Annotated in this window: 26 protein-coding genes and 2 tRNA genes; 18 read left to right on the top strand and 10 right to left on the bottom strand. The window is 64.9% G+C overall.

The annotated features are described in order from the left end of the window. Window positions 1-4 precede the first annotated feature (4 nt). Window positions 5-706, bottom strand: coding sequence for a response regulator transcription factor CtrA (ctrA, locus tag GGR33_RS24000; protein ID WP_147046195.1), 702 nt, complete (start codon window positions 704-706; stop codon window positions 5-7). A gap of 372 nt (window positions 707-1,078) precedes the next feature. On the opposite strand from ctrA, the gene fliI reads away from it, so the two are divergent. The 9 genes from fliI to GGR33_RS24045 all read left to right on the top strand — a co-directional run bounded on the left by fliI (window position 1,079) and on the right by GGR33_RS24045 (window position 9,743). After that, window positions 1,079-2,449: a flagellar protein export ATPase FliI gene (gene fliI, locus GGR33_RS24005; RefSeq protein ID WP_183512706.1), complete on the top strand. Its 1,371-nt coding sequence runs from the start codon at window positions 1,079-1,081 to the stop codon at window positions 2,447-2,449. Window positions 2,450-2,507: 58 nt separating this feature from the next. Further along, on the top strand, window positions 2,508-2,915 hold the full coding sequence (gene fliJ, locus GGR33_RS24010) for a flagellar export protein FliJ (RefSeq protein ID WP_183512718.1): 408 nt from the start codon (window positions 2,508-2,510) through the stop codon (window positions 2,913-2,915). Window positions 2,916-3,066: 151 nt separating this feature from the next. Next, entirely contained in the window at window positions 3,067-4,140 is a 1,074-nt protein-coding gene (locus GGR33_RS24015) for a UPF0104 family protein (protein ID WP_183512723.1), read from the top strand. A 62-nt stretch (window positions 4,141-4,202) separates the two neighbouring features. After that, window positions 4,203-5,114, top strand: a complete 912-nt coding sequence (gene hemF / locus GGR33_RS24020) for an oxygen-dependent coproporphyrinogen oxidase (protein ID WP_425488812.1) — start codon at window positions 4,203-4,205, stop codon at window positions 5,112-5,114. Further along, complete coding sequence (locus GGR33_RS24025) at window positions 5,111-6,229, top strand: ATP-dependent DNA helicase (protein ID WP_183512732.1); 1,119 nt, start codon at window positions 5,111-5,113, stop codon at window positions 6,227-6,229. Before hemF ends, GGR33_RS24025 begins: the two co-directional genes overlap by 4 nt. Window positions 6,230-6,239: 10 nt before the next feature. After that, window positions 6,240-6,887: a maleylacetoacetate isomerase gene (gene maiA / locus GGR33_RS24030; RefSeq protein ID WP_183512743.1), complete on the top strand. Its 648-nt coding sequence runs from the start codon at window positions 6,240-6,242 to the stop codon at window positions 6,885-6,887. Window positions 6,888-7,024: 137 nt separating this feature from the next. Next, the gene (locus tag GGR33_RS24035) at window positions 7,025-8,353 is read left to right on the top strand and encodes an NAD(P)/FAD-dependent oxidoreductase (RefSeq protein WP_183512748.1); all 1,329 of its coding nucleotides are present in this window, start codon (window positions 7,025-7,027) and stop codon (window positions 8,351-8,353) included. 6 nt (window positions 8,354-8,359) lie between these two features. Continuing rightward, entirely contained in the window at window positions 8,360-9,412 is a 1,053-nt protein-coding gene (locus GGR33_RS24040; protein WP_183512753.1) for a hypothetical protein, read from the top strand. A gap of 94 nt (window positions 9,413-9,506) precedes the next feature. Beyond that, the gene (locus GGR33_RS24045) at window positions 9,507-9,743 is read left to right on the top strand and encodes a hypothetical protein (RefSeq protein ID WP_183512758.1); all 237 of its coding nucleotides are present in this window, start codon (window positions 9,507-9,509) and stop codon (window positions 9,741-9,743) included. A 6-nt stretch (window positions 9,744-9,749) separates the two neighbouring features. On the opposite strand, the gene tgt is transcribed toward GGR33_RS24045, so the two are convergent. Beyond that, window positions 9,750-10,898 carry a tRNA guanosine(34) transglycosylase Tgt gene (gene tgt, locus GGR33_RS24050; RefSeq protein ID WP_183512770.1) on the bottom strand — a complete coding sequence of 383 codons (1,149 nt, stop codon included), beginning with the start codon at window positions 10,896-10,898 and terminating at the stop codon, window positions 9,750-9,752. An 88-nt stretch (window positions 10,899-10,986) separates the two neighbouring features. Further along, window positions 10,987-12,075 (bottom strand): tRNA preQ1(34) S-adenosylmethionine ribosyltransferase-isomerase QueA, encoded by a 1,089-nt coding sequence (queA, locus tag GGR33_RS24055; RefSeq protein ID WP_183512782.1) that lies wholly within the window; start codon window positions 12,073-12,075, stop codon window positions 10,987-10,989. Window positions 12,076-12,223: 148 nt separating this feature from the next. Between queA and GGR33_RS24060 the strand changes: the two genes are divergently transcribed. Further along, window positions 12,224-12,802: a dihydrofolate reductase family protein gene (locus GGR33_RS24060; protein WP_183512788.1), complete on the top strand. Its 579-nt coding sequence runs from the start codon at window positions 12,224-12,226 to the stop codon at window positions 12,800-12,802. A 4-nt stretch (window positions 12,803-12,806) separates the two neighbouring features. Here the strand turns inward: GGR33_RS24060 and GGR33_RS24065 are convergent, their stop codons facing one another. Next, window positions 12,807-13,436, bottom strand: coding sequence for a hypothetical protein (locus tag GGR33_RS24065; RefSeq protein ID WP_183512793.1), 630 nt, complete (start codon window positions 13,434-13,436; stop codon window positions 12,807-12,809). Between the two features lie 222 nt (window positions 13,437-13,658). Here GGR33_RS24065 and GGR33_RS24070 point away from each other — a divergent pair, with 222 nt between their 5' ends. Next, on the top strand, window positions 13,659-13,874 hold the full coding sequence (locus GGR33_RS24070) for a hypothetical protein (RefSeq protein ID WP_183512797.1): 216 nt from the start codon (window positions 13,659-13,661) through the stop codon (window positions 13,872-13,874). A 13-nt stretch (window positions 13,875-13,887) separates the two neighbouring features. Here GGR33_RS24070 and GGR33_RS24075 read toward each other — a convergent pair whose 3' ends face one another. After that, a complete protein-coding gene (locus GGR33_RS24075) occupies window positions 13,888-14,118 on the bottom strand; it encodes a hypothetical protein (protein ID WP_183512801.1) in 231 nt (76 codons plus the stop codon). 204 nt (window positions 14,119-14,322) lie between these two features. Here GGR33_RS24075 and GGR33_RS24080 point away from each other — a divergent pair, with 204 nt between their 5' ends. Further along, window positions 14,323-15,210 carry a cation diffusion facilitator family transporter gene (locus tag GGR33_RS24080; protein WP_183512805.1) on the top strand — a complete coding sequence of 296 codons (888 nt, stop codon included), beginning with the start codon at window positions 14,323-14,325 and terminating at the stop codon, window positions 15,208-15,210. Here GGR33_RS24080 and lipB read toward each other — a convergent pair whose 3' ends face one another. Beyond that, window positions 15,211-15,882 (bottom strand): lipoyl(octanoyl) transferase LipB, encoded by a 672-nt coding sequence (lipB, locus tag GGR33_RS24085; protein WP_183512908.1) that lies wholly within the window; start codon window positions 15,880-15,882, stop codon window positions 15,211-15,213. Window positions 15,883-16,044: 162 nt separating this feature from the next. Here lipB and GGR33_RS24090 point away from each other — a divergent pair, with 162 nt between their 5' ends. The 3 genes from GGR33_RS24090 to GGR33_RS24100 all read left to right on the top strand — a co-directional run bounded on the left by GGR33_RS24090 (window position 16,045) and on the right by GGR33_RS24100 (window position 16,703). Beyond that, a complete protein-coding gene (locus GGR33_RS24090; protein WP_183512808.1) occupies window positions 16,045-16,338 on the top strand; it encodes a FliM/FliN family flagellar motor switch protein in 294 nt (97 codons plus the stop codon). 135 nt (window positions 16,339-16,473) lie between these two features. Beyond that, window positions 16,474-16,558: transfer RNA gene (locus tag GGR33_RS24095), tRNA-Leu, on the top strand. A gap of 69 nt (window positions 16,559-16,627) precedes the next feature. Then, window positions 16,628-16,703, top strand: a tRNA-Lys gene (locus tag GGR33_RS24100). Between the two features lie 501 nt (window positions 16,704-17,204). Here the strand turns inward: GGR33_RS24100 and GGR33_RS24105 are convergent. Further along, window positions 17,205-17,387, bottom strand: coding sequence for a hypothetical protein (locus GGR33_RS24105; protein WP_183512812.1), 183 nt, complete (start codon window positions 17,385-17,387; stop codon window positions 17,205-17,207). Window positions 17,388-17,544: 157 nt separating this feature from the next. Here GGR33_RS24105 and GGR33_RS24110 point away from each other — a divergent pair, with 157 nt between their 5' ends. The 3 genes from GGR33_RS24110 to GGR33_RS24120 all read left to right on the top strand — a co-directional run bounded on the left by GGR33_RS24110 (window position 17,545) and on the right by GGR33_RS24120 (window position 18,838). Then, entirely contained in the window at window positions 17,545-17,910 is a 366-nt protein-coding gene (locus tag GGR33_RS24110; RefSeq protein ID WP_183512817.1) for a hypothetical protein, read from the top strand. 484 nt (window positions 17,911-18,394) lie between these two features. After that, window positions 18,395-18,559, top strand: a complete 165-nt coding sequence (locus GGR33_RS24115; RefSeq protein ID WP_183512822.1) for a hypothetical protein — start codon at window positions 18,395-18,397, stop codon at window positions 18,557-18,559. Window positions 18,560-18,637: 78 nt separating this feature from the next. Further along, a complete protein-coding gene (locus tag GGR33_RS24120; protein ID WP_183512827.1) occupies window positions 18,638-18,838 on the top strand; it encodes a hypothetical protein in 201 nt (66 codons plus the stop codon). Window positions 18,839-20,062: 1,224 nt separating this feature from the next. On the opposite strand, the gene GGR33_RS24125 is transcribed toward GGR33_RS24120, so the two are convergent. The 3 genes from GGR33_RS24125 to GGR33_RS24135 form a co-directional block, all read right to left on the bottom strand. Then, on the bottom strand, window positions 20,063-20,284 hold the full coding sequence (locus GGR33_RS24125) for a hypothetical protein (RefSeq protein ID WP_183512831.1): 222 nt from the start codon (window positions 20,282-20,284) through the stop codon (window positions 20,063-20,065). Window positions 20,285-20,699: 415 nt separating this feature from the next. Continuing rightward, the gene (locus GGR33_RS24130) at window positions 20,700-20,942 is read right to left on the bottom strand and encodes a DUF6894 family protein (protein ID WP_183512834.1); all 243 of its coding nucleotides are present in this window, start codon (window positions 20,940-20,942) and stop codon (window positions 20,700-20,702) included. A 229-nt stretch (window positions 20,943-21,171) separates the two neighbouring features. Continuing rightward, a partial coding sequence (locus tag GGR33_RS24135) for a fasciclin domain-containing protein (protein ID WP_183512844.1) occupies window positions 21,172-21,343 on the bottom strand: 172 nt, incomplete at its 5' end.

Here is a 21,343-nt window from a genome sequence, read left to right on the forward strand (position 1 = left end):
TCGCTCAGACGGCGATGCGATCCTCGCCTTCCATCGGCTCGCGGAGCACGTAGCCACGGCCCCAGACGGTCTCGATGTAGTTCTTGCCCTGTGAGGCGTTGGCGAGCTTCTTGCGCAGCTTGCAGATGAACACGTCGATGATCTTGAGCTCGGGCTCGTCCATGCCGCCGTAGAGATGGTTGAGGAACATCTCCTTGGTGAGGGTTGTGCCCTTCCGGAGCGAGAGCAGCTCCAGCATCTGGTACTCCTTGCCGGTGAGGTGCACGCGGCTGCCGGAGACTTCGACCGTCTTCTGGTCGAGATTGACGATGAGGTCGCCCGTGGTGATGACCGACTGGGCGTGGCCCTTGGAGCGGCGCACGATCGCATGAATGCGGGCGACCAGCTCATCCTTGTGGAAGGGCTTGGTGAGGTAGTCGTCGGCGCCGAAGCCGAGGCCCTTCACCTTGTCCTCAATGCCGGCCATGCCGGAGAGGATCAGGATCGGCGTCTTGACCTTGGCGACCCGGAGGCTGCGAAGCACCTCGTAGCCCGACATGTCGGGCAGGTTCAGGTCGAGGAGGATGATGTCGTAATCATAGAGCTTGCCGAGATCGACGCCCTCTTCACCGAGGTCGGTGGTATAGGTGTTGAAGTTTTCGGACTTGAGCATCAACTCGATGCTCTGCGCGGTGGCGCCATCGTCCTCGATCAGAAGTACGCGCATCGTCGGTCCCCAGCCCGGCCAGCCGTCTCAAGCGGAAGGGCACACCCCCGCCGTTCGCTCGCCGACGGCCTCGGCGGGCGCTGCTTCGTTTATCTTTCGAAACGCTAACTTTTAACCGTTAACAAAACCCGAATCCCGGTTGCAAGAGTGCTCTTTTAGAAGGTTGGAGCAATTTTCCCTGAGTCGTTGTCGATCCGTTCTCGTTCGACGCCGATTCGGGGCTGCTCAACCCGCAAAGCCTGTTGCTAACCCATTCTACGATAACGAACTCATCGCTGTGTGGCCTTTTAGGCACATCAGTGACGCCCCCGTTAACGAAGCGATCTCCGCAATGTTAAGGAGGGAGGTAAATGAACCGTTGAGGTTGAGCGCATGAGCGAGGATCGCCGTGGAACGGCTGCTTCGCGATCCGGAACGAGCCTCGCGGCGGCGATCGACGCGCTTGCCGGCGTCGAAACGCTCGAGGTCTACGGCCGCGTCACGGCGATTCGCGGGTTGCTCGTCGAGGTCGCGGGTCCGATCGCAGCCATGCGGCTCGGCGGTCGCATCGACATCGCCGTCGGGACGGCTGCCGCTGGCCTGGTGCCTTGCGAGGTGATCGGCTTCCAGGGCGATCGGGCGCTCGCCATGCCCTTCGGGTCTCTCGACGGCGTGCGCCGGGGCTGTCCTGCCTATGTCCGCCAGGATGCTGCCGGCGCGGTTCGCCCGACGCAGGCGTGGCTCGGGCGCACGGTCGACGCGCTCGGCAGGCCCATCGACGGGCTCGGTGAGTTGCCTCAGGGGCCGGCGATCTATCCGCTGCGCGCCGATCCGCCCCCGGCCCATGCCCGCCGCCGCGTCGGCGCGCCGCTCGATCTCGGCGTTCGCTGCATCAACACCTTCCTGACCATGTGTTCGGGCCAGCGCATGGGCATCTTCGCCGGCTCGGGCGTCGGCAAGTCCGTGTTGCTCTCGATGCTCGCGCGCTACACCGCCGCCGACGTCGCGGTGATCGGGCTCGTCGGCGAGCGCGGTCGTGAGGTTCAGGAATTCCTGCAAGAAGATCTCGGCGCGGCCGGCCTCGCTCGCTCGGTGGTGGTGGTGGCGACCTCGGACGAGCCGGTCCTGATGCGCCGCAACGCCGCCTACCTCGCTTTGACAGTCTCCGAGTATTTCCGCGATCAAGGCGCGCAGGTGCTCTGCATGATCGATTCGATCACGCGCTTCGCCATGGCCCAGCGCGACATCGGTCTCGCCAGCGGCGAGCCGCCCACCGCCAAGGGCTATACCCCCACGGTCTTCTCCGAGCTGCCGCGCCTTCTCGAACGCGCGGGACCCGGCACCGGCGACGGATCGATCTCGGGCCTATTCACCGTGCTGGTGGAGGGCGACGATCACAACGAGCCGGTGGCGGATGCGGTGCGCGGCATCCTCGACGGCCACATCGTCATGGAGCGGCGGATCGCCGAATCCGGACGTTACCCGGCGATCAACGTACTGCGCTCCGTTTCGCGCACCATGCCGAAGGCCTGCGAACCGGCATGGCTGCCCACCGTGAAGCGGGCACGCAAGGTTCTCGCGACCTATGCCGACATGGAGGAACTGATCCGGCTCGGCGCCTATCGGGCCGGTTCTTCGGCGGAGGTCGACGAAGCCGTGGCGCTCATGCCAGATCTTGAGGCTTTTCTGGGGCAAAGTAAGGAAGAAGCAACCTCCATCAGCGAGGGTTACGTGAGATTGGCCGCGATCGTCGGCGCCGACTGAAAAGTCCGGGCGCTCGAGAGGCCCGTTGCCTGCGTTGCGTTGAGAGGGATGGCCTCAGATGAAGTCGCGTGACACGCTGATCCGGCTACGCCGGTTCCAAGTCGACGAGAAGCGTCGCCGCGTCGCCCAGATCGAGATGATGATGGCGGACTTCAACCGCATGGTCGTCGAGCTCGATCGCGAGGTCGCCCATGAGGAGGCCCGCGCCGGCATCACCGATCCGGCGCATTTCGCCTATCCGACCTACGCCCGCGCCGCCGCGACCCGTCGCGACAACATGCGCCAGTCGGCGCTCGCGTTGGAAGGTCAGCTCGCGGAAGCCAAGGCCGAACTCGGTGAGGCCTTCGAGGAGCTGAAGAAGGTCGAGATCCTCGAGGATCGCGAGCGTACGGCCGAACGCGCCGCTGCAGGCGCCCGCGAGCAGGCCGAGATGGACGCGATCGGGCTCGGTCGCGCCCGCGCCTGAGCCGTTTCCCCGGCGGAGAGCTGCCGACGGCACGACATTGTCATGATCCTGGCCCAAGGGTGCGCATATCGAGAGACCTGACCGGTCCCGCTTGCGATCCCCGGCACGGTGTCGCATCAGGAGCCGGTCTCCGAGAGCGCGGCCGGATCGCATGAAGAAGATCAGTGAATTCCTTTGGCCGATCATCGGCCTCGGGGCCGTCGTCGTCTCCTGCTACCTGCTCTACGGACAGCTGAAGACCCTTTCCTGGGTCCAGCTGCAGGCGGCCTTCGCGGCGATCCCGCTGCATCACTTCCTGCTCGCCGCCGTTTCCACCCTCGTCGCCTATGCCGCCCTCGCCTGGTACGACCGGATCGCGCTGATCCATCTCGGCGTGCGTCATATCGGCTGGCTGTTCGTTTCGCTCTGCTCGTTCACGACCTACGCGCTGTCGCACAATATCGGCGCCTCGGTCTTTTCGGGCGCGCTGGTCCGCTACCGGGCCTACACCTCAAAGGGGCTCTCGGCCGCGCAGGTCGCGGTGCTCGTGGCGCTCTGCTCCTTCACCTTCGGGCTCGGCACGCTCCTGCTCGGCGGCTTCTGCCTCGTCTACGATCCCTATCTGCTGGCGCGCCTCGACACGCTGCTTCCGAATGTCCTGACCAACCCGACCACGGCGCGCATCGTCGGCTTCGTCATGCTCGGCGCTGTCGCGCTCTACGTCCTCGGCTCGGTCCTGCACTTCAGGCCGCTGACGATCCGCTCGTTCAAGGTCGAGTATCCGCGCCCGGGCATCATGCTGAGGCAGCTCGTCGCCGCCCCGATGGAACTGCTCGGCGCGGCCGGCATCATCTACTTCGCGCTTCCGGACAGCCTGAACCCAGGCTTCATCCCGGTCCTGGCGATGTTCCTGGCATCTTTCTCGGTGGCGCTCGCCTCGCACGCGCCGGGCGGCCTTGGCGTCTTCGAGCTCGTCTTCCTCGCCGCGATGCAGATCAACCCCGAGGATCCGAGCGCGGCCACGCAGAAGGCCGCCGTGGTTGCCGCCGTGCTGATTTTCCGGCTGTTCTACCTGCTGCTGCCCTTCGCCGTGGCCATCGTCGTGGTGCTCCTGTTCGAGCGCTCCCGGCTGGCCGGTGCCATATCCTCGCGCAAAGGGGCAGCGGAAGTCCCGGAGCCGCCCTTGGTCGCGCCAGGTCTCGAGCCGGAGGCCATCGAGCGCCGGTTGGAGAAGACGCCGGTCTGAATCGGTGAATTGACGCTGTCCGCGCGGGATGGGACATCGCTCAGGCCATGCAGAAGCCCGAGATGACCCTGCCCCTGCCGAGCGAGAGCGAGCTCGCCGCGCTTAAGAGCGAAGCGGCCGGCTGGTTCGCCACGCTCCGCGACCGGATCGTGACGGCCCTGGAAACGCTGGAAGATCAGGCAGCCGGCCCGTTCCATCCCGACGCACCGTCTGAGGCCGGAAAATTCGAAAAAACGCCGTGGCAGCGCACCGACCATAGCGGTGCGCCGGGCGGCGGCGGCGTGATGGCGATGCTGAAAGGCCGCGTCTTCGAGAAGGCCGGCGTGCACATCTCAACCGTGCATGGGGAGTTCGCTCCCGAGTTTCGCGCGCAGATGCCGGGGGCGTCGGAAGATCCGCGCTTCTTCGCCACCGGCATCTCGCTGATCGCGCATCCCTGGAATCCGAACGTGCCGACCGTGCACATGAACACGCGCTTCGTGGTCACCACGAAGGCGTGGTTCGGCGGCGGGGCCGACCTGACGCCGGTGCTCGATCGCCGCCGCAACCAGGACGACCCGGACACGCGGTTGTTCCACGCCTCCCTCAGGGAGGCCTGCGACGTCCATGCCCCGGCGGCGGACTACGAAAAGTACAAGGCGTGGTGCGAGGAGTATTTCTTTCTCCCCCACCGCAAAGAGCCCCGCGGTATCGGTGGAATCTTCTACGATTATCACTGGACCGGCGATCCAAAGGCGGACCTAGCCTTCACGCAGGATGTCGGTCAGGCCTTCCTCAAAGCCTATCCCGAGATCGTCTTCGCGAACCTCGCCAAGGACTGGACAGAGGCCGACCGGCTTGAACAGCAGGTGCGGCGCGGGCGCTATGTCGAGTTCAACCTGCTCTACGACCGCGGCACCATCTTCGGGCTGAAGACCGGCGGGAACGTCGCCTCGATCCTGTCCTCGCTGCCGCCCACCGTGCGCTGGCCGTGACGGCTGATCTTCCGAGCGCCTACGCCCCGCAGCAGGAGGCGGCGCTCAAGGCCATTGCCAAATGGATGAAGGGCGGCGGCGATCAGGTGTTTCGCCTGTTCGGCTATGCCGGCACCGGCAAGACCACGCTGGCGCGGCGCATCGCCGACGATGCCGACGATCTCGTCCTGTTCGGCGCCTTCACCGGCAAGGCGGCCTCGGTGATGCGCCAGAAGGGTTGCCACGACGCCGCGACGATCCACAGCCTGATCTATCGCACCAAGGAGGGCGACGAGGGCGGCCCGACCTTCACGCTGAACCGGGCCGGGCCGGCTTCAAAGGCCGATCTCATCGTCATCGACGAATGCTCGATGGTCGATTCCGACCTCGGCAACGACCTCCTCGCCTTCGGCAAGCCCGTGTTGGTGCTCGGCGACCCCGCCCAGCTTCCGCCGGTGCGCGGCGGCGGCTTCTTCACCGAGGCCGAGCCCGACGTGATGCTCACCGAGGTCCATCGCCAGGCGGCCGACGACCCGATCGTGCGCATGGCGATGACGGTGCGCGAGGGCGGGCGGCTCAGTCTGGGCGAGTTCGGCGAGAGCCGCGTCGTCTCCCGCCGCACCCTCGACCCGGCCGAGGTGCTCGATTGCGATCAGGTGCTGGTCGGCATGAACAAGACACGCCGGCTCTACAACAACCGCCTGCGCCAACTCGCCGGCCATACCGACCCGATGCCGTCGATCGGCGAGAAGCTTGTCTGCCTGCGCAACGACCGCACCAAGGGCCTGCTCAACGGCTCGACTTGGACGGTTCAGGCCTTGCGCCCCCCTCCCCGCCCCGACACGATCCGCCTCGACGTGGTGCCGGAGGACGACCCGGCGCTGCGCCGCCGCGCCGTCGACATCAAGGTGCTGCGTCAGGTCATCGAGGGCAGCGAGGAGGAGATCCCGTTCTCCATGCGCCGCGAGACCGACGAGTTCACCTACGGCTACGCGCTCACAGTCCACAAGGCGCAGGGCTCGCAGTGGGACAAGGTGGTGCTGTTCGACGAATCCTACGCGTTCCGCGAGCACCGGGCGCGCTGGCTCTACACGGGGCTGACGCGGGCGGCGCGGGCGATCACGGTGGTGGTGTGAGGAGATGCCCATGAAGATGTACGGCAACTGGCGTTCGGCGGCGTCCTTCCGAGTCCGGGCGGCGCTCAACCTCAAGGGCATTCCCTACGAGGAGGTGTTCCTCGACATCGATGCCGGCGAGCACACGCAACCCGACTTCCTGGCGATCAACCCGCAGGGCGCCGTGCCGGCGCTCTTCGTCGATGACGGGCCGCCCCTGACCCAGTCGCTGGCGATCCTCGATTATCTCGAAGAGACGCATCCCGAGGTCCCGCTGCTACCGGCCGATCCGCGCCCGCGTGCCCGGGCCCGGTCCCTGGCCCAACTCATCGCCTGCGACACGCATCCGCTCTACACGCCGCGGGTCCGCAAGCAGCTGATGAAGGCCTACGACCTGTCGAAGGAACGGGCGATGGAGTTCCTGCACTTCGCCTTCACCAACGGGTTGAAGACGCTGGAGACGCGCCTTGCGAGCGAGCCCGGGAGCGGCAGGTTCATGCAGGGCGATGCCGTGAGCCATGCCGATCTCTGCCTCGTCAGCCTCTGGGCCGGCACCGGCATCTTCGGCGTCGACACGTCGCCCTATCCGACCGTGAAGCGTATCGCCGAGGCCTGTCTCGCCCTCGATGCGGTTGCCCGCGCCCATCCCTTGAAGCAGCCGGGCGCACCCGCTGCATAGGCCATCGACGGCGGCCATCTCCCGCACGTTGCCGGAGAAGCTTTCTGCAACCGCGCGATAAAGATATTCCAAAGTGCGGTTGCGCCGTCTTGGGTTATGACGAAGGCAGGGTCGTCGGTTCGAGAACGGAGTGAGGAATGGTTCCGGGTGAAACGGTCACGGACCGCCACAAGATCGTGGTGGTGGGCGGCGGCGCGGCCGGACTTGAACTGGTGACGAAGCTCGGTGACCGGCTCGGCAGGGACAAGGCGCACGTTACGCTCGTCGACCGCGCCCGCACGCATATCTGGAAGCCGCTGCTTCACGAGGTCGCCGCCGGCAGCCTCGACGTCGGGCATCACGCAGTCGACTATCTCCACCATGCCCACGCGCATCATTTCCGCTACCGGATCGGTGAGATGACCGGGCTCGACCGTGAGCGGAAGGTCATCCACCTCGCCGCGAGCCACGATTCCGAGGGGCGCGAGGTCACGCCGGTGCGCGAGGTCCCCTACGACACCCTCGTCATGGCCGTCGGCTCGACCACCAACGATTTCGGGACGCCGGGTGTGGCGGACAACGCCATCGCGCTCGACACGCCGGACCAGGCGGTGCGGTTTCACCAGCGGCTGGTCAACGGCATGCTGCGGGCCCACACCCAGGTCGGCCCGGTGCGGCCGGGCCAGCTCCACGTCACGGTCATCGGCGCCGGCGCCACGGGGACCGAACTCGCGGCCGAGCTCCACCGCACCACGCGCGAGGTCGCCAAGACCGGCCTCGACAAGATCGACCCGACGAAGGACCTCAAGATCACCCTGGTCGAGGCGGCCGACCGCATCCTGCCGGCCGTGCCGGAGCGGCTCTCGGGCGAGGTGATGTCGCTGCTCGCCGGTATCGGCGTCGAGGTCCGCGTGAAGGCGCGGGTCACCGAGGTGAAGGCGGATGGCGTTCAGCTCGCCGATGGCGGCTTCATCCCGTCCGAGCTGGTGGTCTGGGCGGCGGGCGTGAAGGCGCCACCTTTCCTGCAGGGCGTCGGCGGTCTCGAGACCACACGCTCGAACCAGCTCGTCGTGACGCCGATGCTGCAGACCACGCGCGACGCGGACATCTTCGCCATGGGCGACTGTGCCTATCTCGTCGAGCAGGGCTCGGACACTCCGATCCCGCCGCGCGCGCAGGCCGCGCACCAGGAGGCCTCGCACCTCTACAAGCAGGTCGTCGCCCGCTTGGACGGTAAACCGCTGACGCCGTTCAAGTATCGCGACTTCGGCTCGCTGGTTTCGCTCGGCCACTACACGACCGTCGGCAACCTGATGGGTTTCATCCAGGGGAAGAACATGTTCATCGCCGGGCTCTTTGCCCGCGTGATGTACCGCTCGCTCTACAAGATGCACGAGATGGCGGTGAACGGTGTGATCAAGACCAGTCTCGACGCTCTGGCGCGGGCGCTCACGCGCCGCGGCACCGCGCGGGTCAAGCTGCACTGAGGCGCCGTGATCCGATTCGAGAGCGGTGAAACGGCCTGGCGCCGTTTCGCGACGAGCTTCATCGCGACCGTCGTCCTGCTCGGCGTCGCGGCGATCGGCTTCGTCGCGTGGCAGGATCCCTATGGCCTGCGGGTCGGACCCGGCCGCGCGCCCGGCCCGATCATGGATAAGAGCCAGCGCTTCTTCTATCCGCAGATCGTGCGTTCGGGCCTGTACGACGCCGCCGTGTTCGGCACCTCGACGTCGCGGCTGCTCGATCCGCGCGACCTCGACGCGGCCTTCGGTGCCCGTTTCGCCAATCTGGCGATCAACCGTGGGGCGCCGTACGAGGAAGCCGAACTGGCTCGGCTGTTCCTGCGTCACGTCGAGGCGAAGGCGCTGATCTTCGGGCTCGACTCGAACTGGTGCGAGCCCGACGCGGACCAGTACCGGCACGGCATGCCGTTCCCGACCTGGCTCTACCAGACGGTGTCCTACAGGACGTATTTCCAGCAGATCAGCTGGCGGACCCTGACGATGGCGCAAGGGGTGCTGCTGAACCGCTTTGGTCTCGCCAAGCCGAAGATGGCGGCCAACGGTTTCACCGTGTTCACCCCGCCCGAGCAAAGCTACGACGCGAAGCGGGCTTCCGCGCATATCCACAACGACGACAACCCGCTGGATCACATCATGCCGGCGGGCGTCGATATCTCCGACCCGAAAGGGCCGATGCCGGCACTGCCGTGGCTCGACACGATGCTCGCGGATGCTCCGCCTTTGGCGATTAAGATCGTGGCGTTCATGCCGGCCCACGCGGTTCTGCAGCCACGGGACGGAACGCCCAGTGCCGAGCGCGAGCGCCTGTGCAAGGAGCGGGTCGCGCGCATCGGCGCCCAGCGCGGCGCCGCCGTCGTCGATTTCCGCATTCCCTCGCCTGTGACCCAGGACGACGCCAATTACTGGGACGGCCTTCACTACCGCCTTCCGATCGCACGCCGGATCGTCGATGCGTTGAAGGCAGTGCAGACCGGCGGTGGGGACGACCCGGCAGGCTTCTACAAAGTCTTGACGGCGCGCTGAGCGAGTCACGGACACGTCTTCGTCGCACTCTCGTCTAGATCGCTTGGTCTACGCCGGCCGCCCGGCCAGACCGGGGCGTTCGAGAGAAGTGTTCATGCTGGTCCGTACAACCGTTGCCCTGCTCCTCGGCACGAGCGCCACGCTCGCTGCACCGGAGGCCAACCGCGAGGCACTGCGTCAGTACTGCACGGGCGACTATCTGAGCTTCTGCAGCGATTTCGCGGCGGACAGCCCGGAGGTGAAGGCCTGCTTCAAGCAGAACAAGGCCAAGCTGACCCCGGATTGCCGCGCCGCCATCGCCAGCTACACCAAGGCGCAGAAGCGCGGCTGAACGGTCTCACGCGGCCCGAGCTGCCTCGGCCCGCGCCCATTCCTGCTTGGTCTCGCCGATGAACTCGGCCAGCCGGCCGGCGCCGATGGCCGCGCGCATGCCCGCCATCAGCTCTTGGTAGTAGGCGAGATTGTTCCAGGTCAGAAGCATCATCCCCAGGATCTCGTCCGAGCGGACGAGATGGTGGAGATAGGCACGGCTGTAGTCCCGTGCTGCCGAGCAGGATGACGCCTCATCGAGGGGCGCCGTGTCTTCGGCGTGACGCGCGTTGCGAAGATTGATCCGGCCGTGCCGGGTGTAGGCGAGGCCGTGGCGGCCGGCGCGCGTCGGCATCACGCAATCGAACATGTCGATGCCGCGCGAGACCGACTGCATCAGGTCGTCCGGCGTGCCGACGCCCATCAGGTAGCGCGGCTTCGCCGTCGGCAGGTGCGGCTCCACCGTCTCGATCATCGCGAGCATCACCGCCTGCGGCTCGCCGACCGCGAGGCCGCCGATGGCGTAGCCCTTGAGGTCGAGATCGGTCAGCGCTCGCGCGCTCTCGACACGCAAATCCGGAATGTCGCCGCCCTGGACGATGCCGAACATCGCCTTGCCCGGCTGCTCACCGAAGGCCACGCGGCAGCGCTCGGCCCAGCGCAGCGACAGGCGCATCGCCTTCTCGATCTCCGCGCGCTCGGCCGGAAGGCGCACGCATTCGTCGAGCTGCATCTGGATGTCGGAGCCGAGCAGGCCTTGGATCTCGATGGAGCGCTCCGGACCCATGTGATGGGCGGTGCCATCGATATGCGAGCGGAAAGTCACGCCCTGCTCGTCGAGTTTTCGCAAGGCCGAGAGCGACATCACCTGGAAGCCGCCGGAATCGGTGAGGATCGGCCCGTCCCAGCGCATGAAGCGATGCAGGCCGCCGAGCCGTGCCATCCGCTCGGCGCCTGGCCGCAGCATCAGATGGTAGGTGTTGCCGAGCACCACGTCGGCGCCGAGGTCCCGCACCTGCTCGGGGTACATCGCCTTGACGGTCGCAGCCGTGCCCACGGGCATGAAGGCCGGCGTCCGGATTTTCCCGCGCGGCATGGAGATCGCGCCGGTGCGGGCGGCGCCGTCGGTGGCGTCGACGGAGAAGGCGAAGGTTTCGGACGACAGTGGTTCGGTCATGCGGTCAAGCCGGCTTCTCGGGTCGCTCACGCAGCACTCCCTCCCCCGCAGAGGGGGCGAGAGAGATGCGCGTCGGCGCGCAGCCCTATCAGACCGGTGCCGGAAACAGCAGGCTGGAATCGCCGTACGAATAGAAGCGGTAGCCGCCCTCGATCGCATGGGCATAGGCCGCGCGCATGGTATCGAGCCCGCTGAACGCGCTCACCAGCATGAACAGGGTCGAGCGCGGCAGGTGGAAATTCGTCATCAGGGCGTCGACCGCGCGGAAGCGGTAGCCTGGCGTGATAAAGATGTCCGTCGCGCCCGCGAAAGCATGCAGCCGGCCAGCCTCGTCGGCCGCGCTTTCGAGGAGGCGCAGGGCCGTGGTGCCGACGGCGACGACGCGGCCACCCGCCGCCCGCGTGCGGTTCAGCGCTTCGGCGGTGTCCGAACTCAGCGTGCCGATTTCGGCATGCATGCGGTGATCGGCCGTGTCGTCGGCCTTGACCGGAAGGAAGGTGCCCGCGCCGACATGTAGCGTGACCGTGTGGCGGCCGATGCCGGCCGCATCGAGCACCGAGAGCATCTCTTCCGAAAAATGCAGTCCGGCGGTGGGAGCCGCGACGGCGCCTGGCTCGCGGGCATAGACAGTCTGGTAGTCGGTGGCGTCGCGCGCGTCGGTCGGGCGCTTGCCGGCGATGTAGGGCGGCAGTGGGAGCGCGCCCTGCGCCGCGATGGCCTCGTCGAGAGCGGGGCCGGACAAGTCGAAGCGCAGGGTGACCTCTCCGCCCTCCCCCTTGCTCTCGAGGGTCGCATCGAGCCGGCCGAGCTCGCAGGTCGCGCTTGCGCCCTCGTCGCTGCCGAAGCTCAGCCGGTCGCCTGGGGCGATGCGCTTGGCCGGACGGGCAAAGGCGCGCCAGCGGTCCGGTGCCTCGCGCATGTGCAGCATCGCCTCGACGCGCTGTCCCGATGCGCCGGGGCGCCGGCGCACCCCGGTCAGGCGGGCGGGGATCACGCGGGTATCGTTGAAGACGAGCGCATCGCCCGGCCGAAGCTGCCCGGCGAGATCGCGCACGGCGCGATCACCGAAAGGCTCACCGGGGCGCACCACGAGCAGCCGCCCGGCATCGCGAGGGCTCGCCGGGCGCAGGGCGATCGACGCCTCCGGCAGGTCGAAATCGAACAGGTCCACGCGCATGCTGCGCCAACTGCACGGAACGCCGGGACGAATCAATTCCTGAGAAAAAGGTCGTGTCTCGGTTTGCAATCCGGCGGACCGTCCGCACCGTGTGGAGAACGGACGCTGGCTTCGGCTATTCTGAAAAGCCTTTGGAGGAGCTTACAGGATGGCGAAGCTCGTTTTTGGAATGAACCTGTCTCTCGACGGATATGTCGACCATCAGAAATTCGCGCCCGGTCCCGCGCTCTTCCGTCATTGGATCGCACATGTGCGCGCCCTGACGGGCAGCTTGTATGGCCGCCGCATGTACGAGATCATGCGCTATTGGGACGAAGACGATCCCGAATGGGACGCGGAGCGCCGCGATTTTGCCGTGGCGTGGCGGCGCCAACCGAAGTGGGTCTTCTCCCGCTCATCGACGTCCGTCGGCCCCAACGCCACGCTGGTCCAGGACGATCTCGAGGCGGTGGTCCGCGGGCTCAAGGCTGAGCTGGCAGGTGAGATTTCCGTGTCTGGACCTGAACTGGCGCAAAGCCTGACCGAACTCGGTCTCGTCGATGAGTATCGACTTTACCTGCACCCGGTCGTGCTCGGCCGAGGCACGCCGTTCTTCGCCGGCCCCCGACCGCCGCTCCGCCTCGTGACCAGTGAGCAGATCGACGAGGACGTGATCAGGTTGACCTACGTGCCGGACACTCTTCGAACTTCGGCAGTAGCCGCGTCAGCTCAGACTAGCACCGCATAGAGAACTACCCGCGATATGTGGATTTTCGCGCCATTTCCATGAGTCTGCTTGCCGTGTTGTCGCTTTCCGCGCCTTCGCAATAATCATCCGAGTTTGTGTATTTTGATTTGCTTATGATCCCAAGCAAAACCTCAATGCATAAATCTTTGGCATATTCTTTTCCGACACCGGGGTGTATTCTTTCGATAAAGTCCTCAACCGGATGCCAGGATCGATCCGTGTTCATCAGGATGGAGGCATTATAAGCAGATCGGAAATCGCCGGAATTCAGCGATCTATAGACATCGTCGCGATATTTGAGAGATTCTTCATAGGCTTTTTTGAAAGCCTCATATTTTTCTTTGCGCTCGGCTGCCTCGGATTTTTCGGGTGGCTTGGGTTGCGGCGCAGGAACCCGCACGCCGGGCCTTGGACACGGAATGATCAGGTTTGGAATAGCGCCCTGCTGCAGCTCACGCTGAGTGAGAGTCTGACTGCCACAATCGTTAGAAAAAGTCGCGAGCTTGTCGGCAGGGAAGATCTGCGTGAAAACTTTCGTCCCGTTGATGATCTGAGTGCCGCTTTGGGCCGTCGCGGGGTTCGCGGACCCAAGGGCGCATCCCGCCAATGTCATCCCCACGAGAAGAAGCCGCACCCGAATTCTCGCTATCAGTCAGATGAGGAAGCTTTAGGCACCCGCCATCGAAATGAACATTGCGCCGCAGCCACAATCGCTGCCCTGAATCACGCGCCAGACGGAGCTGCCGATGATCGGTTCCGCTGCCGGTTGGGATTGGTCTTCGAGCGTCCTCCCTCAAGGATATCTGCTAGCAAATTGCCGGTTGATCGCGGGCCGGGCGTGGCCGAGGATCGTCCCATGACCGATGAGACCGACCCGAAGCGCGTCACGCTCGACGGACAGCTCGTGAAGCATTGGGATCGCGAGGCCGCCCGGCTCGACGATCTTGCCGGGCGGGCGATGTTCAAATGGATCGCCCGCGGCTACGCCCGCAAGGCGGACAGAGCGCGCGCGCTAGCCGAGGCAGCGCGCGCGCGGGAGACCGCCAGGGGCCGCGGGCCGGAACCGGCCTGATCGCCTGTGGTGGTCAGTGGCTGTGCAGGATCAGGGTGATCAGCACGGCTGCCGCACACACGAACATCACCACGCCGAGGGCGAGGCTCGCGAGCGTCGTGGTGGAAATGTAGGTGCCTGCGACCGTGTCGAGGACGCGCAGGACACCCTGGCGGTCGGTACTGGAGGGATGTCCGCAGGACGGGCAAGCGACGGCCTGGACGGAGATGCGGTGATCGCAAGCGGTGCATTGGACGAGGGCCATGCAGCTTTCCTCCTCTTGAACCGTGTCTCGGGACGGCTTCGCGCCGTCCCTGGAATCGATATCGTCACGCTCGAGCGTGGCCGCAAGGCGGATGGCCGGAGCGCCCATAGCCACGGCTAAAACCTTTGCCGTGGCCTTCCGGCTGGCCGGCGGCTATGGGCGCGGCATCTTCTCTCCACGATCGCGCGAGCGCCCGGGCCCGTCATGACCCGCACCGAGAAAGCTGCCCTGCTGAGTGCCGCGATCGGCATCTTGGTGACGGCGCTGAAATTCGCGGCCTTCTGGCTGACGGGCAGCATCGCGCTCTATTCCGATGCGTTGGAGAGCATCATCAACGTGGTCGCGGCCATCTGCGCCTTCGTGGCCCTGCGGGTCGCCGCGCAGCCGGCCGACGACGACCATCCCTATGGCCACCACAAGGCCGAGTATTTCTCCGCGGTGATCGAGGGCACGCTGATCATCGTCGCGGCCCTGCTGATCCTGCGCGAGGCCTATCAGGGCATCGTCTCGCCCAAGACCATCGACACGCCGGTCGTCGGCCTCGCCGTGAACGGGCTCGCCACCGTGATCAACGCCGCCTGGGGCTTCGTGCTGCTGCGCCGCGGCCGGGCCTGGCGCTCGCCGGCACTGGTGGCCGATGCGCGCCACGTCATCGCCGACGTAGTGACCTCCGGCGGCGTCATCGTCGGCGTCGCGCTGGTGATGCTCACCGGCGTGCTTGTTCTCGACCCGCTGGTGGCCGGCCTCGTTGCCCTGCAGATCCTTTGGTCGGGCTGGACCATGATGCGCGACTCGATCAACGGCCTGATGGATCAGGCGGCCTCCCCCGAGATGATCCAGAAGATTCGGGAACTGATCTCCATGCATGGCGAGGGCGCCCTGGAGGCGCACGATGTCCGCACCCGGCACGCCGGCAGTGCGACCTTCGTCGATTTCCACCTCGTCGTTCCGGGCGAAATGAGCGTCGCCGAGAGCCACGCCATTTGCGACCGGATCGAGAATGGCATCGAAGCCGCCGTCGAGGGTGTCGTGGTTACCATCCATGTCGAGCCGGGCGACGAGGCCAAGGCGCGCGGCGTGCCGGTGATCTGATCAGCCCGCGTCGACGGTCGGTCCGAAGATCGGTTGGAAGGCTGCGCGTAGGGCCATGTCCGCTTCCGGCATCGAGACGATCAGCCCGAGATCGGCGAGGCTGGTCACGCCATGCTGGCGGACCCCGCACGGCACGATTCCGGAGAAATGCGAGAGGTCCGGCTCCACGTTGAGGCTGATGCCGTGCAGGCTCACCCAGCGCCGAACGCGGATGCCGATCGCCGCGATCTTGTCCTCCACCCCCTCCCCCTTCTCGGGACGTCGGACCCAGACGCCGACGCGGTCCTCGCGGCGTTCGGCCCGGACGTTGAAGGCGTCGAGCGTTGCGATCAGCCAAGCCTCCAGGCTCGCCACATAGGCACGCAGGTCTGGCCGGCGGCGATTGAGGTCGAGCATGACGTAGGCCACGCGCTGGCCCGGCCCATGATAGGTGTATTGGCCTCCTCGGCCCGTCCGGTGGACCGGAAAGCGATCCGGCTGCACCAGGTCGACCGCCTGCGCGGACGTGCCTGCCGTGTATAGCGGCGGGTGTTCCAGAAGCCAGACCAGCTCCGACGCCTCGCCCTGTGCGATAGCCGCCGCCCGCGCCTCCATGGCCTCCACGGCGTCGTCGTAGCCGACCAGCCCGTCGCTCACCTGCCATTCGACCGGCGGTGAGCCGGGCGCGGCCAGGAACGAGACCGGTCTGACCGAGAGGCGCGGCGCCGTTTCCCGGCCGCTGATCGTCGCGTCGTTTACCAAGGCTTCACCATAAAGCGCTGAAGGTCGATGCCGGCATCATATCGGCGGCGCTGGCTGCGCCGCGGGTGAGGCCGGGTGCTCAAGGATCGTGGCGTGGCCGTTCTCGAAGACCTCAAGGTCGATCTCAAGGTGGTGCTCGGGCGCAGCCACATGCCGCTGCACATGCTGCTGCGCATGGGCCGCGGCGCCGTGATCGAACTCGAATCCACCGAGACCGATATGGTCGAGATTCTCGCCAACGACCACCCGATCGCCCGCGGGCAGATCGTGGTCACCGGCAACCGCATCGCCATCGAGGTGACCGAGCTGATCCGCAGGCCGGCGGTCATCCGTGAGCCGGGTGTGACGATCGGCGAGGGCGAAGTCCCGGTCCTCGAACACGCCTGAATGCTGCGCTGACGTCATCCGGCACACGAATCCGCAAAGCGCTGCTTGTGCCCGTCGAATCCATCTGTTATCCGCTCCGCCGCTCACACGGGCTCACCGGCCCCCTCGCGGCGCTGGCCCCGGGACATGTGGCGAGCGGCCATGGCGGAATTGGTAGACGCGCTAGCTTGAGGTGCTAGTCCCGCGAGGGGTGGAGGTTCGAGTCCTCTTGGCCGCACCAACCTGACGGTTGGTGCTTTTTCTTGATCGACGCTTCCAACGATCGAGGCACGGTATCTGCCTCGGAGGCGAGCGCGTAGCTCAGCTGGTAGAGCAACGGACTTTTAATCTGTAGGTCCTGGGTTCGAGTCCCAGCGCGCTCACCAATAACTTCAATGACTTGACGTCTTGATGGCAAGCCCGATGCAATATCGGGTAACGGAACGGGTAACGGCTGTTCTTTTTCGGAGGCGTTGCCTGATCAAAGCGTTGCTTCAGCGTGGGGAGAACGATTCCTACGGCAACAGGCGTCACGCTTCGCTTGCCCACCACCCTTTCCTGCATCCGAGCTCAACCCATGCTTCTGCGTACCGTGAGCCTAGCCGTTGCGATCCTGGGTGCCCCTGTCGCGTGCTCCAGTTGCTCCGAAAGATGCCGCAGCCGTTTGCCAGGGGGGGGGCGTCCTGAAGGAGCGCGCGGCAGCCCCGGCGATCACACAATATCGGGCGCAGTACGGACTAGGGCCGGTGCGCCTGGACGGAGCGCTAATTCGCGCGGCCGCATAAGCGGCCCGCGCCAACGTAGCTGCTGGCTCGCTTAGCCTTGATGCGAGGGGCTCTTTTCAGGCGCGCATGGCGATGACGATCCATTACGGCGCTAAGCGCGGCCTAAAGTTGCTCAGGCCAGTTCGCGTTCGCAGCAACGAGGGGTCCGTCGTCGAGATCGTTCGGTGGGTCGCCGGGCGCCTCTTCGCCATCCGGCTTAGGCTCGTCCTTGACCGGTTCGCGGCCCTTGTCTTCCGGCTGACGGATCGGCTCGTTCGTGTCGGGCTCGTCGGGCAGTCTGGACATCACGCTCTCCGGTTCGCGGAGCAACGCAGCGCACGCTGGAAAGGTGCGGTCGCTTGTCGGGGTATGGTCACTCTCCTGACCCGCGGCGCCAAAGCCGCCGGCATCGAGGAGAGGGAGGGTTGAGACGATAAGCGAGACAGAGTTTTGCGAGCGCTTCGTGGCACACACGATCAAGCGGGCAGGCTTCACGCAATTCGACGACGGGCTGTCGGCGGAGGCATACGCAAAGGAGACGGCTCCGACATATTTCGACGACCCTTATCAGCGCGCCGATGGGCCAGAAGAATGCGCCGAGGCCGATATCAGCTATTGGGGAGGAATGACCTGGACCATCCATCCTCCCCATGCCAACCAACATCGTGGCGCGCGTGGCGCAGATCAGCGCGCCGAACGCTTGATGCTCCGGCGCACAGGAGCCGTGACCGAACCCGTCACCGGCACGTCGCGCCGGCTGGCGGAGTGCGACGAGGTGAAAAAGTCCGAGGCGGGCTGTCCCTGCACGTTCGGGACCGACTGCGCCTGAGCAGCACCGGCGGCCATCAGGCTCGCGGCTACGGCGAAGAAAGCGATACGACCAGTCATCGGTATAGTCTCCAACTCTGCCCGGCGTCGGCGGGAAATCGCCACCGCGCGGGCCTGTGTTGGCGCATATTGTAGACGAGATGAACGTTTATTGTGCGCTTACGCACACAAAGCGGGCCGTGCCTGCATTTTCGCGCGTCACTCTCCCCTCTCCGCCCGATCCCGCATAACCTGCGGCATGGCCGAGTCTCACGAGCCCCGCTGGACTATCGTTCTCCCGGCATTGGGCGTCTGGGCGGGAGTGGCATTCGTTGTCTACCTGATCGGATGGCTGGCCGATTGGTGGTAGGCATCGCCATGGCCGAATCCCCGACCCCTCTCCGCACCGTGATCTTCACGCTTCTCGCCAGCTTTCTGGTCGGAGCGAGCGTTTTGCCGATGGCCTTCTGGACATCGAGGGCGATCGGATTGTGGTAGCTTGAGGCATGGCCGAGTCCCTGAAGAACCCCGCCGACTACACTGCTGCCGACTTGGAGAATATCGCCCAGCGCGCGGAGAGCTACCGCGGGACAGGGTTCTTCGTCCCGCCGTCGAGCATCGATCTCTATGTGGCCGCGATCAAAGCGCTGGCTGAGAAGCGGAAAGGGTGACGGTAGTTTTTGACGCTGACGGCTGTGTGAAAGGCAGGCTAGCTTGGTTTCAAAGCTGGCCATAATAAACCGCCCGCCATGACAGACGCCACCGCCGCCGAGACCATGGCCGTAGCCCACGCGCAGCTTCGGGAGGCGCTGGACTACCTCGAAGCGCATGGCCTTGAGGTTCTGATCGACGGCGATCGCTTCGTCATCTGCAGCCGTCGGATGACGCGCGGCGAACTCGTCGAGTTCGCTTCTATGCTGACGCCGGTCGCGGTGAACGTGCTGCAGTAGGACGGATCGATGAGCCCGGAAGAGGATGCTCCCGCGCTCGTAGACCGGGCGAAAGTGTTCAGGCTGAAGCGAGTTGGATCAACCAAATCACCCGTAAACCCAACGCGTTTATATTCATCGAAATATGCTCAAATAATAGCAAGATGTTTATGTGCTGAAAACAAACTTAGCTTCTCTTCGTAGCGGATGCTAATTTTTGATTTGCAGTGCTTGCACGAATACGATGACAGTGTTTTGAAGGATTTGCCGAGTTTCCTGTTGTTTTTCCCACATGACGGGCATCTGTGCGACATCAGCACTTCGTTCAATGATGGTGTAAGGCACATAGAATCAAATACCTTCAATCCAGTTATATACTAAATATTTAAGCGTTAATATAGTCAAGCTCTATCTCCCGAATACAATCAAAATAAGTAATCTGAAATCTCCGACTGCAGCCTTCCTAGCCCTACGCAAATTTTACGCTGTGAATTGCGGGGATAGCGGGCACAACCCTGTGCCTACTTTCTCGTGACGCGACCGGAGGCGGCACGAAAAAACCCGCCGCGGCGAACCGGGCGGCCTGAAACTCTTTTCGTCAGGCCTCATGGGCTCACGGATCGTTGTCCGGACCCGTAGCGCTCGGCTCCACCTCGCCGACTGTGTAGCCCTCCAACCAGTCGAGGCTCTCCTGCGAGCCGGCCCGATAGGGATTGCCCTGGTCCGGGCGTGCCGTTTGCCTTCGCCCGCTTGCCTTCCTCGTAGATGTCCTTCGAGACGACGTCGCCCACTGGTTGCTCCTGCCTGATCAGCCAGCCATCGCGTGGCGGCAGAAGCCAACGCATCAAACTAGAAAAGCCCGCCCGGCTTTCGCTGGGCGGGCCAAGGTTCCTAGGGAGGAAGCTGAGGTAGTTGCAAGCGTCGCGCCAGACGCAACGCAGCCCGCACCGTGAAACGCCAGATGGCCGGGCGGGCTCTGCAGCCGGGCTAGGTGCTGAAATGAAGCGCGCCCGAGCGCGGGAGATGGGTTTCTGCGCGGGTCGGATCAGGCGCAAAAGAAAGCCCGCTCGGCGAACCGGGCGGGCTTTGTAGGATACGGCTCGGCCTGATCGGGCTTGGCTCCACCGTACTGTCGGCATACCTGTCGCCGCGCTGCGCGGATGTCTCCTGCAAGCCGCACGACACAGAAAAGCCCGCGCCGGCTTTCGCCGGGCGGGCCATAAACTCAGCAGTGAACGAATGGGCTTATCGACCAGGCGTCGGGTTGGCCGGCGTCGCGGCCTGACCGCCACGGCGCTTCATTGATCGCTTCATTGAGTGCTTCTTCTTCATTTTAACCCAGGTCGGATGCAGGTCGGAGACGGAGACCGTTGGCACCTGCGGTAATGAAGCCGCCACGCCCACGGTCGAAAGACCGAAGCTGCCGCACATGGCCGTCAAGATTGCCGCTGTTGCATATTTCGTCATGGTCAAAAGGCCTCCAGGCAAGAGTATGGAACGAAACGTTCGTTCGGGAGACCACGGTTGATCGGAAAGGTTTCCGCCGATGTTTGATTTTGTCATGATTGGGCGAAGCGGGGTATTGGCCGTCACACGGCGCCGGTCGGGGCGGCGGCTCACAAAATTGATTGGTTCTCCCTCGGCTCGGTAAGGCGCCTCCGCGCACAACTTCACCCGGCGCGCCAGACGCAACAAAGCCCGCCACGGGGTCGGTCCGCAGCAGGCTCAGAAGCCGAGGCTACTCAGAAAGGGAAAAAGAACGCCGCAAGGTCGGTGACCCGAGCGCATTGCCAAATAATCAGCACAAAAGAAAGGCGCCGTGCCAAACCGTGAGGGTTGAGTTATTGACACGCTCCGGCAACCAACAGCCTGACCCACTGGCCTATTGAAGTTGGTCAGAGCCGATTGTGACTGCGACGTCCATCTGAAAGACGAGGCGCCCGTCTTCGTGGAAGACCTTTAAAAGCCAAGACTCCTTCATCAGGGCCTCGCGGCCATAATCATTCAGCACATGGCCGGCGATATCGATGGCCTTGATGCGAGCGGCCTCGTCGTCGTCGAGCTCCTTACCGTCTGGATCGGGCAGATCGACACCATGGTGCACATCGAAGAAGTAGCGTGGCATCTGCGAGCTCTGCAGGATGGGCCGAAGTGACCGACCAACCACCGACAGTCTAATGGTGTCCCGGCACACCAAAGCCCGCCATGAACTGGGAGGAACACAGGCGGGCTCTGAAGCCGAGGCCGCTTCAAGCCGGAGTGGAAAACGCGCTTAGCCAACGGTGTAGGTTAGATAAGCTTGAGTTTTCGGATCGCTCCGCCGGACCGCTCAGATAACCGAGTGTAAGAACGCCTCAGGGCTGTAGCACACCGTTGATGACGTGGATCACGCCGTTTGACTGCATCACGTTTGCGGTCGTGACTACGGCCGTGCCGCCTTTGGCGTCGGTCAGCAAGACCTTCTTGCCTTTGGTGGTGACGGTGAGGGGCTCGCCTTGGGCGGTCTTGAGCGTAGCCTGTCCGCCG

The organism is Methylobacterium brachythecii (assembly GCF_014196345.1).
Taxonomy (GTDB): Bacteria; Pseudomonadota; Alphaproteobacteria; order Rhizobiales; family Beijerinckiaceae; genus Methylobacterium; species Methylobacterium brachythecii.

Coding starts and splice junctions, on each gene's coding strand:
- ctrA (WP_147046195.1), bottom strand. CDS start 706: ATGCGCGTACTTCTGATCGAGGACGATGGCGCCACCGCGCAGAGCATC.
- fliI (WP_183512706.1), top strand. CDS start 1,079: ATGAGCGAGGATCGCCGTGGAACGGCTGCTTCGCGATCCGGAACGAGC.
- fliJ (WP_183512718.1), top strand. CDS start 2,508: ATGAAGTCGCGTGACACGCTGATCCGGCTACGCCGGTTCCAAGTCGAC.
- GGR33_RS24015 (WP_183512723.1), top strand. CDS start 3,067: ATGAAGAAGATCAGTGAATTCCTTTGGCCGATCATCGGCCTCGGGGCC.
- hemF (WP_425488812.1), top strand. CDS start 4,203: ATGACCCTGCCCCTGCCGAGCGAGAGCGAGCTCGCCGCGCTTAAGAGC.
- maiA (WP_183512743.1), top strand. CDS start 6,240: ATGAAGATGTACGGCAACTGGCGTTCGGCGGCGTCCTTCCGAGTCCGG.
- GGR33_RS24035 (WP_183512748.1), top strand. CDS start 7,025: ATGGTTCCGGGTGAAACGGTCACGGACCGCCACAAGATCGTGGTGGTG.
- GGR33_RS24045 (WP_183512758.1), top strand. CDS start 9,507: ATGCTGGTCCGTACAACCGTTGCCCTGCTCCTCGGCACGAGCGCCACG.
- tgt (WP_183512770.1), bottom strand. CDS start 10,898: ATGACCGAACCACTGTCGTCCGAAACCTTCGCCTTCTCCGTCGACGCC.
- queA (WP_183512782.1), bottom strand. CDS start 12,075: ATGCGCGTGGACCTGTTCGATTTCGACCTGCCGGAGGCGTCGATCGCC.
- GGR33_RS24060 (WP_183512788.1), top strand. CDS start 12,224: ATGGCGAAGCTCGTTTTTGGAATGAACCTGTCTCTCGACGGATATGTC.
- GGR33_RS24070 (WP_183512797.1), top strand. CDS start 13,659: ATGACCGATGAGACCGACCCGAAGCGCGTCACGCTCGACGGACAGCTC.
- GGR33_RS24075 (WP_183512801.1), bottom strand. CDS start 14,118: ATGGCCCTCGTCCAATGCACCGCTTGCGATCACCGCATCTCCGTCCAG.
- GGR33_RS24080 (WP_183512805.1), top strand. CDS start 14,323: ATGACCCGCACCGAGAAAGCTGCCCTGCTGAGTGCCGCGATCGGCATC.
- GGR33_RS24105 (WP_183512812.1), bottom strand. CDS start 17,387: ATGTCCAGACTGCCCGACGAGCCCGACACGAACGAGCCGATCCGTCAG.
- GGR33_RS24115 (WP_183512822.1), top strand. CDS start 18,395: ATGGCCGAGTCCCTGAAGAACCCCGCCGACTACACTGCTGCCGACTTG.
- GGR33_RS24120 (WP_183512827.1), top strand. CDS start 18,638: ATGACAGACGCCACCGCCGCCGAGACCATGGCCGTAGCCCACGCGCAG.
- GGR33_RS24125 (WP_183512831.1), bottom strand. CDS start 20,284: ATGACGAAATATGCAACAGCGGCAATCTTGACGGCCATGTGCGGCAGC.
- GGR33_RS24130 (WP_183512834.1), bottom strand. CDS start 20,942: ATGCCACGCTACTTCTTCGATGTGCACCATGGTGTCGATCTGCCCGAT.